Origin of the sequence: Keratinibaculum paraultunense, assembly GCF_016767175.1 — a bacterium.
Taxonomy (GTDB): Bacteria; Bacillota; Clostridia; order Tissierellales; family Tepidimicrobiaceae; genus Keratinibaculum; species Keratinibaculum paraultunense.
In genome coordinates this window covers 1,457,490-1,474,662 of record NZ_CP068564.1, presented here as the reverse complement: position 1 = coordinate 1,474,662, position 17,173 = coordinate 1,457,490, and the positions used below count along the sequence as shown (strand labels likewise).

At 26.9% G+C, this 17,173-nt stretch carries 12 protein-coding genes; all 12 read left to right on the top strand.

The window, feature by feature from the left end; all coding sequences use genetic code 11:
• Positions 1–27: 27 nt before the first annotated feature.
• The 12 genes from nagZ to JL105_RS07205 all read left to right on the top strand — a co-directional run bounded on the left by nagZ (position 28) and on the right by JL105_RS07205 (position 17,161).
• Positions 28–1,281: a beta-N-acetylhexosaminidase gene (gene nagZ / locus JL105_RS07260; RefSeq protein WP_132026953.1), complete on the top strand. Its 1,254-nt coding sequence runs from the start codon at positions 28–30 to the stop codon at positions 1,279–1,281.
• A gap of 13 nt (positions 1,282–1,294) precedes the next feature.
• Positions 1,295–2,197 (top strand): ROK family protein, encoded by a 903-nt coding sequence (locus tag JL105_RS07255; RefSeq protein WP_237722259.1) that lies wholly within the window; start codon positions 1,295–1,297, stop codon positions 2,195–2,197.
• Between the two features lie 11 nt (positions 2,198–2,208).
• Positions 2,209–5,292 (top strand): PD-(D/E)XK nuclease family protein, encoded by a 3,084-nt coding sequence (locus tag JL105_RS07250; RefSeq protein WP_132026949.1) that lies wholly within the window; start codon positions 2,209–2,211, stop codon positions 5,290–5,292.
• Positions 5,293–5,485: 193 nt separating this feature from the next.
• Positions 5,486–6,634, top strand: coding sequence for a double-cubane-cluster-containing anaerobic reductase (locus JL105_RS07245; RefSeq protein ID WP_132026947.1), 1,149 nt, complete (start codon positions 5,486–5,488; stop codon positions 6,632–6,634).
• A 171-nt stretch (positions 6,635–6,805) separates the two neighbouring features.
• The gene (locus JL105_RS07240) at positions 6,806–10,093 is read left to right on the top strand and encodes a UvrD-helicase domain-containing protein (protein ID WP_202690456.1); all 3,288 of its coding nucleotides are present in this window, start codon (positions 6,806–6,808) and stop codon (positions 10,091–10,093) included.
• Between the two features lie 10 nt (positions 10,094–10,103).
• Complete coding sequence (locus JL105_RS07235; protein WP_132026943.1) at positions 10,104–10,952, top strand: alpha/beta hydrolase; 849 nt, start codon at positions 10,104–10,106, stop codon at positions 10,950–10,952.
• 33 nt (positions 10,953–10,985) lie between these two features.
• Positions 10,986–11,717 carry a helix-turn-helix domain-containing protein gene (locus JL105_RS07230; protein ID WP_132026941.1) on the top strand — a complete coding sequence of 244 codons (732 nt, stop codon included), beginning with the start codon at positions 10,986–10,988 and terminating at the stop codon, positions 11,715–11,717.
• Between the two features lie 20 nt (positions 11,718–11,737).
• Positions 11,738–11,944, top strand: a complete 207-nt coding sequence (locus JL105_RS07225; protein WP_158279991.1) for a hypothetical protein — start codon at positions 11,738–11,740, stop codon at positions 11,942–11,944.
• 12 nt (positions 11,945–11,956) lie between these two features.
• Positions 11,957–13,855: a hypothetical protein gene (locus tag JL105_RS07220; protein ID WP_132026937.1), complete on the top strand. Its 1,899-nt coding sequence runs from the start codon at positions 11,957–11,959 to the stop codon at positions 13,853–13,855.
• A 105-nt stretch (positions 13,856–13,960) separates the two neighbouring features.
• Positions 13,961–14,404, top strand: coding sequence for a MarR family winged helix-turn-helix transcriptional regulator (locus JL105_RS07215; protein ID WP_132026935.1), 444 nt, complete (start codon positions 13,961–13,963; stop codon positions 14,402–14,404).
• A gap of 2 nt (positions 14,405–14,406) precedes the next feature.
• Positions 14,407–16,134 carry an ABC transporter ATP-binding protein gene (locus JL105_RS07210; RefSeq protein WP_132026933.1) on the top strand — a complete coding sequence of 576 codons (1,728 nt, stop codon included), beginning with the start codon at positions 14,407–14,409 and terminating at the stop codon, positions 16,132–16,134.
• A 175-nt stretch (positions 16,135–16,309) separates the two neighbouring features.
• Positions 16,310–17,161, top strand: coding sequence for a polysaccharide deacetylase family protein (locus tag JL105_RS07205; protein WP_132026931.1), 852 nt, complete (start codon positions 16,310–16,312; stop codon positions 17,159–17,161).
• Positions 17,162–17,173 lie beyond the last annotated feature (12 nt).

The following is a 17,173-nucleotide window of genomic DNA, read 5'->3' as shown; positions in this document are numbered from 1 at the left end:
GGCTAATAACAGAAAGGATAAATTTTTATGAGACATAATATTTATATAGTTGCAATATTGATTTTAATGATTTTTTTATCCGGCTGTTCTAATATTAATAACAAGACTGAAGAAGAAATATTAATTGAAAATGATAAAAAAACAATAGATATTATAGAAGAAAAAACTATAGATCCAATACAAGAATCCATAGAAAACATGGATTTAGATGAAAAGATAGGTCAGCTTTTTATAGTTGGATTTAATGGTACTTCCATGGATAATTGGTTAATGTCTATTATTGAGGACTATCATATTGGGGGATTTATACTATTTAGACATAATATGTTAAATGTAGATCAAACTATTAAATTATTGAACGATTTGAAGGAAGAAAATAAAATAAATCCTGTGCCATTGTTTCTTTCCATAGATGAAGAAGGAGGAAGAGTTAAAAGACTCCCAAGTCCTTTTTTAAATATGCCTTCAGCCAAACAGATAGGGAATATAGATGATAAAGATATATCTTATCAATATGGTAAAATATTAGCTAAAAGGATTAAATCCTTGGGCTTTAATATGAACTTTGCACCAGTATTTGATATAAATTCTAATTTCAAAAATCTAGTAATAGGGGACAGGTCTTTTGGTTCCAATGTAGATGTAGTTATTCATAACGGTATTCAAGTGATGAAGGGAATAAGTTCTGAGAATATTATACCTATCATAAAGCACTTTCCTGGTCATGGAGATACTTCTATTGATTCCCATAAGGATATACCTGTAGTTGATAAGGATTTAAATGAATTAAAGGATCTAGAATTGGTTCCTTTTTTAGAAGGAATAAAAGTAGGAGCAGATGGGATTATGATAGGACATATAATGTTTCCTAAAATAGATGATATTTATCCGGCTTCTTTGTCGAAGGAGATAATAACTAATTTACTTAGAAAAAAGCTTTCCTTTAATGGAGTCATAATTTCTGATGATATGACTATGGGTGCTATAACTAGAAATTATGCATTAGAAGATGCTGCTGTAAAATACTTAAAAGCTGGAGGAGATATTTTACTAATAGGTAGTGGAGAAGAAAATGTAATAAATGTAATCCATAGGATTAAAGATGAAGTAAAAAATGGAAATATAACTGAAGAGGAATTAAATGAAAAACTATATAGGATTTTGGAGCTCAAAGAAAAATATAATATTATTGATAAAACCATACAATGGGTTGATGTAGAATCTATAAATCAAGAGACAAAATTATTTTTAGATAATATAGATAAATTTAACAACAAATAGAAGGGAGCAATATATGATGAGAAAGGCAATAGGCATAGATTTAGGCGGAACCAGTATATATGGAGGACTTATTGATGAGAAGGGTAATATATTGAAACGGAGCATAAGAGATTCTCAAGCCCAACAAGGTAGAGAAAAGGTATTAGAGAGGATATTTCAGGTAATAGATGAGTTAATAGAAGGAGAAAAAGTGGAAGCTATTGGTATAGGTTCTCCTGGATTTATAGATGTAAATGAAGGGAAAGTTCTATCCATTGGAGGTAATATAAAGGATTGGGCTTATACTGATATAAGAGGAGAGTTAGAAAAAAGATTTAAAGATGTACCTATATTTGTAGAAAATGATGCGAATGTAGCTGCTATATGTGAGGCGTGGTTAGGTGCAGCTAAGGGATTACATAGTTTTATAATGTTAACTTTAGGAACAGGAGTAGGTGGAGGTATATACTCTCAGGAATCTGGTATTTGGCATGGGAAAAATTATCAAGGAGCTGAATTAGGTCATGTAATATTGTATCCAAATGGAAGGCAATGTAATTGTGGACAAAAAGGTTGTGTAGAACAATATATTTCTGGTAATGCCCTAGAAAAAACCTATTATGAGATAACAGGAAGAAAACTTAAGGGAAAAGATATATTCAAAAAGTTCAGTGAAGATGAGTACGCTAAAAAAGCTGTGAAAAGATATATAGAAGATTTAGGTACATATCTAATAAGTATTAAAAACATATTTGATCCAGAAGCTATAATAATAGGTGGAGGAGTTATAAATTCTAAAGAATATTGGTGGAATGATGTAGTGAAGTATTATAAACAAAACTGTAATAATCCAAGAGGAACTACTATTTTACCTGCTAAATATTTAAATGATTCTGGTATGATTGGAGCTGCTAAAATAGCTTTTGATAATATATAGGGGTGAATACTATGGATAGAATTGTATATTTAGGACCTTATAATAATACAAAAAAAGATGAACTATTAAATAAGTCAATAGAGTATTTGAGAGAAAATAAGGGATCTAAGTTTTATTATATATTGCCTAATGGGAATCTATTAACTAAATATAGAAATTATATGATAGAAAAAGTAGGACAAACTTTTGATATAAACTTATTCACATTTGACGATATAGTGGATAGATTGATAGAGAGAAAGTTTTATGCCTACATAGATGAAGAGACAAAAGAAACACTTATTTTTCATATATTAAAAAGATTAAAAGAAGAAGGAAAACTTAAATATTATAAATCTGTATGGGACAAGAAAGGATTTATTAAGATATTATCGCAAATAATAGGGGAAACAAAAAGGTCTTTAATTACTCCAAAGGAATACTTATCTAGATGTCCTAATTCTCCTTTTTATGAGGAAATTGGGCTTGTCTATAGTATATATGAAAAATGCCTCGATGAATATAAATTAATCGATAGAGAGGAAAGTTTTTTTAAAAGCATAGTATTGTTGAGGGAAGATAACAGTTTTTTTGAAGGATTAGATTTTATAATAATTGATGAGTTTTTTGATTTTAGACCTCAAGAGTGGAAATTATTAAAGGAAATATTAAAATTGCCTATTTCTATATACATAAATATGCCTTTTAATAGAGACGAAAACTTTCAAACGTTAGAGGAAACATTAAATAAATTAAAATTATTGGATTTTAAAATACAAAAGGTTTCAAAAGCAAGTTATTATCCTAATGAAGAGCTTGTTAATACTATGTTTAGCATGAAAAACAAAAAGATCCAATCCAAAGAGTATGTTAATGTAATAAAAGCAGCTAATAGCTATCTAGAGATGAAAAAGGTTGCAGAAGAAATAAAAAGACATTTTGTAAAAGGAACTAATCTTAAGGATATGGGAATTGTATTGGCAAATCCTGAGGAGTATAAAAATATAATGTTTAAAGTATTTGAAGAAGAAAAAATCCCTTGTACTTTAAATAGAGATATAAATTTAACTGAAATTCCTTTAATAAAGGAAGTATTATATGTATTGAAATTAAGAGAAAATCCAAAGGATAAAAATAATATAATCAATAGAATAAAATCTAATTATTTAAAAATCTGTGAAGATGAAGAAAGAGAAGCCATAGAATATATATTAAGAAAAACTCCAATTAAAAGCCTAGATGATATAAAAAATAGTCAACAAGTGATGGCTTCCGAATATGCTTCTACAATAGATGATATAATTTTTAAAATAGAAGAAGAACAAAGCTTGATACCTAGTAAAGGAAATTTAGAGGAATATATAGAGATAGTGGATTTTTTAATTGGCAATTTAGCTATAAGAGAAAACATATTAAGCGTATATAATAAGACAGAGGATTATGATATTCTCCTTAGAGATTTTACTGCTTTTGATAAATTAAACAAAATGCTGGATAAACTTAAATCCCTAATACATATAGTTTCCTATGAAATTTCACTAGAACAGTTTATACAACTTATGGAGAATTACTTAGAGGGAGAAAGCATAACATGGATTTATGGGAATAAAAATGGAGTTAATATATTAACACCAGTAACAGCAAGGGGACAAGAGTTTAAATTGTTGTTTATAGTAGGTTTATCTCAAGGGAAATATCCAAACTTACGAGATGAAAATTTCTTTTTCAAAGAAGATAATTATGCTGAACTAAAATCAATAGGTTTGGATATAAAAAATTACTACGAAAAATTAGACAAGGAATCTTTAATGTTTACTACTTCTGTTGCTAATTGTAAAGGTAATTTGTATTTATCCTATTCAGAAAATGCTACAGGAGATGAAAAGGATATTCCTTCCATGTTTTTAGATGAAATATTAAGGATAGTTGAACATGAAAAAATAAAATTGATAGATGTGGATATGGATTATTTGCTTAAAACTGATCCAAATCAATTAACTACAAATGAGGACGTATTAAGATATATACTTTATAGTTATTATGAAGAGGAATGTAATAATGAAATTATATCCATGTGCAATTATATGGATAAAGAAGTCTTAGATAAAATTAACAGTAAGGTATTATGTGAGTTAAAAAGAGATAAAAAAGAGTTTAATGAATTTAGTGGAAATATATCTGATATAAATATTATAAAGGATATAGAAAATATTCATAAAAATAAAGTATATTCCATTAGTTATTTAGAAAATTATGGGCGATGTCCTTATTTATTTTTATTAAACAATATATTAAATGTAGAGGAGATGGATAGGATATTAATAGATTATACTCCTATAGATAGAGGTATAATTAGCCATCAAGTATTAAAGGAATATTATTATTACTATAAACATGAGATACAAAATCATGTATTAGGAATAGAAGAATTTTTAGTAGATGAAACTTATGAATATATATTAAACAGGATAAAGGAAAATATGAAAGGCTTGGGGATTCAAGAGAATACAAAGTTGTGGCAACTTAGAATGGAAAATAATGCCCAAAGAATACTGAGATTTATAAAATCTGATATAGATAGGTTATCTGGATATAAAAAGAAAATATTGCCTATGGATTTTGAAGTGGAATTTGGGAGAAATAGGAGTTTTAGTATATATGAAGAAGGTAAAGAAATATACCTTACTGGAAAAATAGATAGGATAGATAAATATGTAGATGAAGAAAAATATGTGATAATAGACTATAAAAATACTGATTACAATATTAAAAATATAGATGACATGATTTCAGGTTTATCTCTTCAATTGCCAGTATATATAATGTCTCAAAAAGATAAAGAAATAGTAGCAGCCATGTATGGAATAATCTCCAAAGGAGAATTTCAACTTAAAATTGGTAATATAGAAGAAAAGCATCTAGTTAGCAAAAATCATAAAGGTGCAGTAACAAAAGAGGAATTAGAGGAATTATTAAATACAACCAAAGGGACTATAAAGGAATATATAGACTTAATTCACAATGGAGATTTTTCAGTAAATCCTATGGAATGTTCACCTTTTTGTATATATAAAGATATTTGTAGGTATGAAGAGTCTTTTGAGGTGGAAGTGTAATACATTACAATATTAATTAAATAAAAGGCTGCAAATAAGTGATAAAAGTAAAATTTTATCACTTATTTGTTTTTGCTCAAAATAACAATATAAATACTATCTATAGAATAAAATTTTATATAAAGACATTCTATTGGATTATTACCTAATAATTCTTATATAATTATAAGATAGATTCAAGGAGGTGGTAAATATGGTAACTTTACCGGAAAATTTTGAAAACTATGAAGAAGCTAGAAGAGAAGGTTTTTTGAAGGTAAAAGCTTTAAAAGAAAAAGGAGTTCCTGTTGTGGGAATTTTTTGTACATATACACCTATAGAGCTTATTCATGCTGCAGGAGCTGTAGCTGTTAGTTTATGTGGCACATCAGATGAACCAATACATTATGCAGAAAGGCATTTACCTAAAAATCTTTGTCCTTTAATAAAATCTAGCTATGGATTTGCAATATCTGAACAATGTCCATACTTTTATTTTGCAGATTTATTAGTGGGAGAAACAACTTGTGATGGGAAGAAAAAAATGTATGAATTATTAAATGAGATAAAGCCCATTCATGTTATGCACTTACCTCAAGGACAAGATATGGATCATGCTTTTGTATACTGGAGAGAGGAATTATTAAGGCTCAAGGAAGTATTAGAAAAAACATTTAATGTAGAAATTACTGAAGATATTTTAAGAGAAGAGATAAAGGAGAGAAATAGAGAAAGAAAAATTCTAATGGATTTTTATGAATTAGGAAAATTAAATCCATCGCCTATATCTGGTTGTGAAATAAATGAAACAATAGAGGCTTTAGGATTTCAATTTGATAGAAAATCTCAATGTGATTTTATATCAAAACGAACAAAGGAATTAAAAGAGAAATATGAAAAAGAGTTAAAAAGTACTAAATCTAATAGACCAAGAATACTTATTACAGGCTGTCCAGTAAATGGTGTAAGAAACAAAGTACTAAAAACCATTGAAGAGTCCGGTGCTGATATAGTAGCTTTTGAGAATTGTAGTGGTGTTAGAGAAAAGATGACATTAGTAGATGAAACTATAGATCCTATAGATGCCTTAACAGAAAAGTATTTAAATGTAAGTTGCTCTGTAATGACACCAAATCCAAGAAGATTTGAAGCTTTAGATGAAATGATAGATGAATATCAGATAGATGGGGTAATAGAAGTAGTTCTTCAGGCTTGTCATACTTTTAATGTAGAAGCTTACAACGTTAAAAAATTTGTCACTGAAAAAAAGCATAAACCTTATCTATATATAGAAACCGATTATTCAGAATTGGATATGGGGCAAATGAATACAAGGATAAATGCTCTTTTAGAGATGTTATAAATATAAAAAGAATTTGAATAAAAAAGTATAATGTAATTAAGCGAACAGGTAGAAATACCTGCTTGTTTTTTTGATGGAATGTAACATTATTTATAATTGTTTTACCTTGTAAACTAAAGGTCATTATTATAATATATAAATATGGTACTTTATAGTAAAGAAGGTGAAATGATGAAAAATACTCATGCCCAAGACAAAGCTATCAAAACCATAGATAAAAATGTATCTGTAAATGCAGGAGCTGGAACAGGTAAGACTAAAGTACTTACTGAAAGATATATTTATATTTTAGAAAATGGGGATTTAGAAAAAGGTAAAGAAATAGAATCTATAGTTGCTATAACTTTTACTAAAAAAGCTACTCAAGAGATGAAAGAAAGAATTCGTAAGGAGATAAAAAATAGGATTCCTCAGAATGAAAAATGGAATAGATTTTATAGAGATATGGAAAAGGCTAATATATCCACTATCCATAGTTTTTGTGGGAATATACTCAGGGAGAATGCACTAAAATTAGGAATAGATCCTATGTTTACGGTTTTAGATGATGACGAAGGAGATCAATTATTAGAAGAAGTTATACAGGATATATTATTAAAGGGAATTGAAAGAGATGAAAAAATATATAATTTAGTTAGGTTGTTTGACAGAGATGATTTAAATTGGATAGCAAATGATATAAAAAGCCTGTATTATAAAATACGTACTGTTGGATATACATTACAAGAGGTAAAAAAGATGACCCTTGATACTATAGATGAGTTTAAGATAGACAAAGATAACATCTATTATATTAAGGAAACATTCTTGTATTTGATGAGTAAATCAAGGAAGAATTCTAAGATATATAAGCTTAAAGATGACCATATATGGATTAAATTTTACGAAGATTCATATACAGAAGAAGAACTTATCCCCATTTTAGAGTATTTGTATGATAATATTGGAACTAATTCTAAGGAAAAAGATAAAATAGATGAGTTAAAGAGAGCAATAGATCATGCTCTTATGATTAGGGAAATAGAATATAGATGGACTTATGATGCTTTGATGGACTTGATAATACAAATAGATGAAGAATATACCAATAGAAAAGATGAACTTGCTGCATTAGATTATGATGATTTACAGATTTTAACTTTAAGATTATTAGAAGATGAATCTATAAAGAAAAAATATCAAAATAGATTTAAATACATAATGATAGATGAATTTCAAGATACCAATGAGTTACAAAAAAATATATTTTATAAGTTGTGTTCTAAAGACAGTTTATTAGATTGTTCTAATTTATTCATAGTAGGAGATCCTAAACAGTCCATATATGGATTTAGAGGAGCAGATTTGCAGGTGTTTTATGATGTAATGGAAGATATAGAAAAGGTATCCAATCAAAAACCAATTACATTAGATAAAAATTTTAGATCATTTGATACTATATTGGACTTTTTAAATTCTCTATTTGGAAAACTTATGGGGGACAAATATGATGCATTAGAGTCACAACATAGATCAAATAATGATATTGATGTGGAAATATTAGAAAAAAAAGATATAGATGTTCTTCCCAATGTAAATTCCAGTCAATATAATGCCTATGTGGAGAGCAGGTTAATAGCTAGTAGAATTAAGGAACTGGTAAAAAACGGAGAATTTAATTACGGTGATTTTGCTTTATTGTTTAGAGCTACAACCATAGATCATATATATGAAGAAGCATTAAGGGAATATGGAATACCTTATTATAATGTTGGAGGCAAGGGTTTTTATGAAAGTCAAGAAATAATAGATGTGTTAAATGGACTAAAAGCTATATCCAATCGCTATGATACAATAGCTTATATAGGTTTTTTAAGAAGTCCTATGATAGGTATTTCTGATAAGACTATATATTGGTTGTTAAGACATAATGAAAAAAACTTACTAGATACCATGACTAAAGATATTCCTTATATAGATAAAGAACAAAAAAGAAAACTAATAGAAGCTAATAGACTGTTAAATAGATTGATTGCAAAAAAAGATTTATGTGGAGTTGAATCTATAACAAAGGAGTTAGTGGATGGTACTTATTTTTTAGAAACTCTTTTACTACAAAAAGGGGGAAAACAAGCTTTATCAAATATTTATAAATTTTTAGATATAGCTAGAGAATTTGATATAAAACATTTCAGCTCTTTAGAGGATTTTATAGACTATATTGAGAATATAAGACATAAAGATGAATCTCAAGGAAAAATTCAATCTGAGGAAGCTAATGTAGTCAAGATTATGACTATACATAAATCTAAAGGGTTACAGTTTCCTGTAGTAATAATACCTCAAATGGCTAGGGGATTTAATTATAATCAACCATCTATTTTATTCAATAAGGAAAAAGGTATTGGAATAAAGCATAGTGATAAATCTCCTCTGTATGATATTATAAGAAATGAGCTAAAAGAAAAAGAAGAGGAAGAAAACAAACGAATTCTATATGTAGCTATGACTAGAGCTAAAGAAAAACTAATAATAGGAAATCAAGGACAAGAAAGAGGATTTAAAAAGATTATAAAGGATCATTTAGATGAGGATAAAGTAATTTATATAGATAGTGTGGATACTAATGCTAAAGAAGAAAAAGCAAAGATAAAACTAATAAAACAAGAAATATTTAATCGAAAATTTTCTGGTGCTAATACTAAAGTTGTACCTTTGTTGGTAGATATACCTGGGTATGCCTATAAAGTTTTTAACAGTTTTAGTGTATCTCAGTATTTAGATTTTAGATACTGTAAGAAATTATTTTTTCTAAAACATTATAATAGATTTCCTGTAGAAACCCTATATTTCACATCGAAAGAAGAAGCTTATACAGGAAGAATTATTGATCCTTCTACTAGAGGTACAATAGTTCACGAATTTTGTGAACATTATAGGACTGGTGTGAAAATTGATCAACTTTTAAAAGATATAGTAAGTTCTTATGGATTACTATATAATAGAGAATTGGAAGACCAACTTATGTCTTATATAAAAAATTATCTAAAATATTATAGAGAAGATTACGACTATGTGTATAGAGAAAAGGATTTTTATATAAAAATTGAGGATACTTATATTCATGGTATAATAGACAGGATAAATATAAAAAATGGAAAAGCAGAAATACTTGATTTTAAAACTAATAGGGTTGATAATAAGGAAGAGCTAATTGAATATTATAAACCTCAATTACAACTTTATGCTTATGCTTTTCAAAACATAAGTAATATAAAAGTAAACAGAGCAAGTATACTGTTATTGGAAACAGGAGAACTAGAGAATGTAAATATTAATTCTCATGAATTGATTAAAAATTATGAGGAAGTGAAAAATTTCATAGATTTTGTTAAAAAGAATAATGCTATAAAAAATTATGATAAAAATTACAATTGTAATGGAGACTGTGTATATGATGTAATATGTAATATGGATTAGGGGGAGTCAAATGGGGGACTATTTAAAATGTAGAGATGGAGTTAAATTATTCTATATAAAAGATGTTCCCAAAGAACCAGTAGCTAATGTATTGATAAATCATGGCTTTGGAGAGCATTGTAGTAGGTATGATTATATAGCTAGTAGATTAAAAAAAGAAAATATAGGAGTATATAGATATGATTTACGTGGGCATGGTAGAAGTCAATCAGAAAAGGGATATATAGAAAATTTTATGGAGCTTGTAAAAGATGCAGATGAAATGGTGGATTTAATTAAAAGTGAATATCCTGCTGTACCTTTATTTATGTTAGGGCATAGTATGGGAGGATTTATAAATTGTATATATGGCATCCAATGTTCAGATAAATTGGAAGGACAGATTTTTTCTAGTGCAGCTATAAAAAGAAATCCACAAATTAAAGGTTTAAAAGGGGAACTATATAGATTTATAAACATATTTTTACCTAAAATGAAAATAAAAGATCCACTATCAAAAGATATATGCAGTGTAGCTAGAATGATTGAGGAATATGAAAAGGATCCTTTGGTGTTAAAAGAGGCTACTTTAAATTTTCATGTTCAGTTTTTAATAAAAGGTCCAGATTGGATAAGGAAAAACATAAGAAAATATAAGTATCCATGTTTAATAACTCATGGGGAGAAGGATAAGATAGTACCTAAAGAAACAGCAATATTTTTGTATAATAATATTTCTTCTAAAGATAAAGAAATAAAAATATATGATGATTTATATCATGAGATTTTAAACGAAAATGGGAAAGATAAGATTATATTTGATATTATAAATTGGATATATAAAAGATCTAAATTAAAAGTAAATAGAGTTTTATTGTGAAAGGTTTTTTGAAATAAATTTGGAGGGAACAAAATGGATAAATTCACCATTTTAAAGCCAGGACAAAGGCTCAAAAACCTCAGAAAGGAGTTAGGATTAACACAGGAAGATTTAGCGGGGAAAAACATGTCTAAGAATTATATATCTATGTTTGAAAATGGTAAGAGACCTATAAGTATAATAAATGCAACTTATTTGGCAGATACTTTAAATAAGAGAGCAAGAGAAATGGGCATAGAATTAAATTTAACTGCTTCTTACTTTGTGAAAAACGAAAAAGATTTAGCCAGAGATAACTGTTTAGATTGGTTAAGCCGTATAAAGAATGAAAATAAGAACAACAAAATTGAAAACTATAGAGAATTATATAAAATAATATATTTATCAAATAAATATGAGCTAAAGGATATATTAGCTATTGCATTGGAAAAAAAGGGAAAACTTCTTTATAAGGATGGACTTTATAGTTGTGCTATAACTCATTTTTCTAAGAGTTTATTATATTATTCTAAAATTAAAGACAAGAAAAAAATGAAAGATGTATATATACATATGGGGAAGGCTTATTTTATGGATTTAAATTATGATATGGCAATTGTATATTATAATTTAGCAGGTTTATTTGGAAAAGATGATAATTTACTTTTTTATAAAGCACTTTCCTACTATAAATTAGGACAGTTTCAAATAGCTAAAAGCATCATAAATAATATAATGTTTAAAGATGAAAGGGTATTAGGATTGATTCAAAAGATGGAAAAATAATTGTGAATGAGGTGCTGATATTGTTAATGCTGGGTTTTTTATTTTTAATATTAGGATTTATATTAATATTAGGTCAAAGATATTGTATTAAAAGTGTGAATAATAAAAGGATTGTTGAAGAAATTGAGATAAATGAAGATAATGTAATAGTTAAATACAGGACATTATTAGGAGTGTTTTCAGTTGTATTAGGGGTACTTTGTATAGTTAGTTATATCATATATTAAAAGGGTGTCTATATGAAAAAAAGCAGAATAATTTTAATATTAGCATTTATAATTATTTTTTCTTTTCATAATATTTCTTATGCTGACGAAAATAAGGCTATACTTATATTGGTAGATGAACTAAGTATGGAAGATATAGAATTTATATTCGATATGGATAATTTTGGGATAGGATTTATGAATATAAAGATGAGAAAACCCTATGGAGATGAAAGCCTTTATTTTTCTATTGCCACAGGAAGAAAAGTAGGTGTAAAATCTGAAAATTATAAAGGGCTTTGTAAAAAGCCAGATGGAACTATTCGTGTAATAGGATTTGAAGATATGTTAGAGGATTTGTATAAAAGGAATAATAATGTAGAAGTGAATATGTTAGGAGAAAAAATGGGGAAAAAAGGTGTATCCTATATAGGAGATGATTCTTCTGCTATAATAGCTGCCAACAAAAAAGGAAATATTAAATCTGGAGAAATACAGATAAAATATGATACGAAATGGCTTGAAGAAAAAACAAATACTCATTTATCTAAATCCGATATATTAGTATTGTCCTATAATATAGAAAATATTTATAATAGAAAAGAGATATTAAAAGAGTATGTTAAACAATTTAAGCAACATAATATTATAGTCATTTCAAGAAGTGTATCACCAAATATGAAGTATATACTTAATAATAATTTGACTCCTGTAATATATATTAATGGCACTAACAAAGGACTGTTAACTTCATCTTCCACTAAAAGGGAAGGAATTATAACTGTAGAAGATATATATGCAAATCTGCTTCATAATAATGGTATAGATATTTCGAAAGCTATAGGAAATCCAATAAAAATAACTCCAAAAAATGATCCATTAAATTTAGCAAAAATATTATTTAAAAAGACTATAAATATGCTCTGGATTGCTTCAATATTTCATGGTATAGTATATTCTTTACAAGGCTATACTGCATACTTTATATTTAAAAATAAATGGAATAAACTTAAGGATATAAATATATATAATAGTTTTGTAATAATAAATATATTTGTATCTTTACTTATGGGATTATCCAATCTTCATATAAATATATTATTATACTTGTTTATGAATTTATCAATCACATATATCATAACTGTACATATGATAAATAATGATATAAATATTATAGGATTATTTTCAACTTTGACCTATGGAATGATTTTAATGGGAATATTTTTTTATCCAAAGCTTATATATAATTCCTATATAGGATTTAATAACTTATTTTATGGTGCAAGATATTATGGATTTAATAATGGAATAATGGGGGTTTTATTAGCTACTTCTGTAATAAGTTATTATTACATTAAAGAATTGTTGCCAAATAAATTGTTAGATTATACAATATGTATATTGTTTTTTTTGACGAACATGATAGCCTTGTCTGCAAATTATGGTGCAAATACCGGAGGTTTTATAACTTCTGCAGCATTATTTTTGATAGTAATATATGTGGATTTGTTAAATAAGGATTTCAATGTTCATAATATAATACTATTGATTCTTATAGGTGCATTGATATTTGGAATAAATATGTACTTTGATTATTATAGTGGTGATAAAAGTCATGCTATTAATTTTATAATAAGAATTAAAAATTTTGGATTTAGTGAATTTAAAGATATGTTTAAAGTGAAGGCAAAAGAATTAATAAAACTTACTTTAACACCTCCATTTATAATTGTTATTCCTTGCCAAATTTATACTTTAGTTAAATTATTGAAATGGGAGAATTTTATTTTGGATAGGGAAATCTATATTATATTATTGACTAGTATTATAGGATTTTTGTTAAACGATACTGGAATGATTACATTCGTGTATATGATTCATTATCTTATTTCCTTATTAATATATAATAAGAAGACAAAACCTGTTAATTAGGGTTTTGCCTTTTTTATTATATATTATATTTGAAAAAATAAATGTTAAATGATATAATATCGTATGACGATATTTTAGTTATACGAAATTTCTGGAGGTTATTATATGGAATTACAACAAAAATCTGATTTTATTTCTTACTATATTAGAAAATGTAATAAAATAATCCATGAAAAAGGTCATGAGATAGCTCAAGAATATGGGCTAACCTATGATCAACATCATCTATTAATTTATTTAAACAAATTAGAAAGAGCACCTACTATTAAAGATATATCTAATAAATTTAATAGAGCTCAAAATACCATATCAGAAAAAGTTTCTCGTTTAGAAGAAAAAGGATTAGTAGAAAAATGTGTTGATACAGAAGATAGAAGAATTACTCGTGTTTGTATTACTAGAAAAGGTAAGGATTTAGTTAATACAATTAAACAGGAAAGAAGTAATAGAGTAGTATATAAGGCATTGGAAAAAATGAGAGAGGAAGATGTAAATGAATTACTTAATAACTTGTCTAAATTACATGATATTTTAACAAAGGAGGGATAGGTATGCTTAAGGAATTTATATCTTATTATAAGCCCCATAAAAAATTATTTTTTATTGATATGTTTTTTGCTTTTTTAATATCCATATTTGATTTAATATTTCCAATGTTTTCTAGAAATATAGTCAATGAAATAATTCCCCAGGGAAGAATAGATTTACTAATCAAATGGACTATAATTATGATGTTTTTATTTATATTAAGATATATTAGTGAGTATATAGTGTCTTATTGGGGACATGTATTAGGAGTATATATTGAACATGATATGCGAAAAGATTTGTTTTCTCATTTACAAACATTGCCCTTTAGTTATTACGATAATACTCAAACAGGGCATATAATGTCTAGATTAGTAAATGATTTAAGGGATATTACTGAGTTAGCTCATCATGGTCCAGAAGATTTGTTTATTTCATTAGTAATGTTTGTTGGTTCATTTATATTACTTATTAGAATAGAATGGAAACTTACTTTAATTATATTTTCCTTTGTACCAATTATGATATGGTTTGCTATTACAAAGAGGAAGAAGATGGAGGAATCTTTCCGTGAAGTTAGAAGGAAAATAGCTGATGTAAATGCTCAATTGGAAAATAGCATATCTGGGATTAGAGTAGCAAAATCTTTTACGAATGAGGATTATGAGATAGAAAAGTTTAACAAAGGAAATGAATTGTTTAGAGATGCAAGAAAACAGTCCTATAAAGCTATGGCAGAATTTTCTGCAGGTATAGGTATAATGACCAATATTTTAAATTTAATAGTAATAAGTTTAGGAGGATACTTTGTATATAGAAATTTTATAAATTTAGGAGATTTAATAGCTTATACATTATATGTAAATTTATTTATGCAACCAATTAGAAGATTAGCAGCTTTCATGCAACAATATCAAGATGGTATGACTGGATTTGAAAGATTTATGGAGATTATGAATATTAAGTCAGATATAGTAGATAAAGAAGATGCAATAGAATTAGAGGATGTAGAAGGACATATTCAATTTAAAAATGTTTCTTTTAGTTATAATGATGGTGAAGATAAAGTATTGTCTAATATAAATTTAGACATTGAAGCTGGTAAAACTGTAGCAATTGTAGGACCATCTGGTTCAGGAAAAACTACATTATGCCATTTAATTCCTAGATTTTATGATACAAATGAAGGAGATATATTTATAGATGGATACAATATTAAGGATATTAAACTTAAATCTCTAAGACAAAACATAGGTATAGTTCAACAGGATGTGTTTTTATTCACTGGTACTATAAGGGATAATATATCTTATGGTGATCCTACAAAATCAGAAGAGGATATAATTGAAGCTGCAAAAAAGGCTAGAATACATGATTTTATAATGAGTTTACCTGATGGGTATGACACATATATAGGAGAAAAGGGTGTTAAACTTTCTGGTGGACAAAAGCAACGTATATCTATAGCAAGATTATTCCTAAAGGATCCTCCAATATTAATATTAGATGAAGCAACTTCTGCATTAGATACTGCAACAGAAGTGTTGATACAACAATCTCTTGAGGAATTAGCAAAGGGAAGAACAACTTTGATAATAGCCCATAGATTATCAACTATAAAAAATGCAGATGAAATATTGGTATTAACCAATGAAGGTATAGAAGAAAGAGGAAGTCATGAGGAATTATTAAAACAAAATTATATATATGCAAAATTATATAGATCTCAATTTAAAGAATTAGCATCATAAGAAACATTAAATAAACCTCCCTATGCGTAACGCATAGGGAGGTTTTGTAATAAATTTGTAATAATTTATTAATAAGTTTGTAGTGAATTTTTTTTGATTCTATAGTATCCTGTATATAGGGTATATAGACAAAATAATAGAAAAGAAGATGATCTAAGACAAAGGGTGACATTTTATGACTAGGTCACAAAGATTAGAAGTTAAAAAAAATAGAATACGAAGAAAGAAATTTTTAATTACTTTTTTAATGGTGCTTATATTGTTAGTTATTAGAGTTTTTATTGGGTTTTATCAAGATGTTCCGTCAAATACTGCAAAAGCTGAGGTTTTAAAGGAAAGTATAGCATTAATGTCAGAAAAATCAGCAATTAATTTGGCTTTGCAACATGAAAAGAAATTGATTGAAGCAGAAGAGTTAAAACAACAAAAAGAAATTAAATCAAATAAAAAAATAGCATATTTAACCTTTGATGATGGACCTTCGAAAAATACCCTTGAAATATTGGACATATTAAAAGAGTATAACATAAAAGCAACTTTTTTTGTAATAGGTAATTTAGCAGAAAAAAATCCAGATATAATAAATAGAATATATAAAGAAGGACATGCATTAGGGAATCATAGCTATTCCCATAAATATAAAAAAGTATATAAAAATACTACTAGTTTTTTAAATGAAATAAGGAGCACTGAAAGGGTATTGAAGGAAATATTAGGAGAAGATTTTGAAACTAATATTATAAGATTTCCTGGAGGTTCCTTTGGAGAAAAGAAAGCACCTTTTAGAAAAGTAGCAATAGATAATGGGTATATGTATTATGACTGGAATGCATTAAATGGTGATGCAGAAGGGCATAATATTTCAAAGAACAAATTATTTCAAAGATTTAAAAATACTTCTAAAGGTAAGAAAAAATTAATAATCCTAATGCATGATATGGAGTCAAAAAAGACTACAGTAGAAATTTTGCCAGATATAATTGAGTATTTACAACAAAATGGGTATGAATTTAATGTAATAAAATAATTGCTGTTAAAT

Coding starts and splice junctions, on each gene's coding strand:
- nagZ (WP_132026953.1), top strand. CDS start 28: ATGAGACATAATATTTATATAGTTGCAATATTGATTTTAATGATTTTT.
- JL105_RS07255 (WP_237722259.1), top strand. CDS start 1,295: ATGATGAGAAAGGCAATAGGCATAGATTTAGGCGGAACCAGTATATAT.
- JL105_RS07250 (WP_132026949.1), top strand. CDS start 2,209: ATGGATAGAATTGTATATTTAGGACCTTATAATAATACAAAAAAAGAT.
- JL105_RS07245 (WP_132026947.1), top strand. CDS start 5,486: ATGGTAACTTTACCGGAAAATTTTGAAAACTATGAAGAAGCTAGAAGA.
- JL105_RS07240 (WP_202690456.1), top strand. CDS start 6,806: ATGAAAAATACTCATGCCCAAGACAAAGCTATCAAAACCATAGATAAA.
- JL105_RS07235 (WP_132026943.1), top strand. CDS start 10,104: ATGGGGGACTATTTAAAATGTAGAGATGGAGTTAAATTATTCTATATA.
- JL105_RS07230 (WP_132026941.1), top strand. CDS start 10,986: ATGGATAAATTCACCATTTTAAAGCCAGGACAAAGGCTCAAAAACCTC.
- JL105_RS07220 (WP_132026937.1), top strand. CDS start 11,957: ATGAAAAAAAGCAGAATAATTTTAATATTAGCATTTATAATTATTTTT.
- JL105_RS07215 (WP_132026935.1), top strand. CDS start 13,961: ATGGAATTACAACAAAAATCTGATTTTATTTCTTACTATATTAGAAAA.
- JL105_RS07210 (WP_132026933.1), top strand. CDS start 14,407: ATGCTTAAGGAATTTATATCTTATTATAAGCCCCATAAAAAATTATTT.
- JL105_RS07205 (WP_132026931.1), top strand. CDS start 16,310: ATGACTAGGTCACAAAGATTAGAAGTTAAAAAAAATAGAATACGAAGA.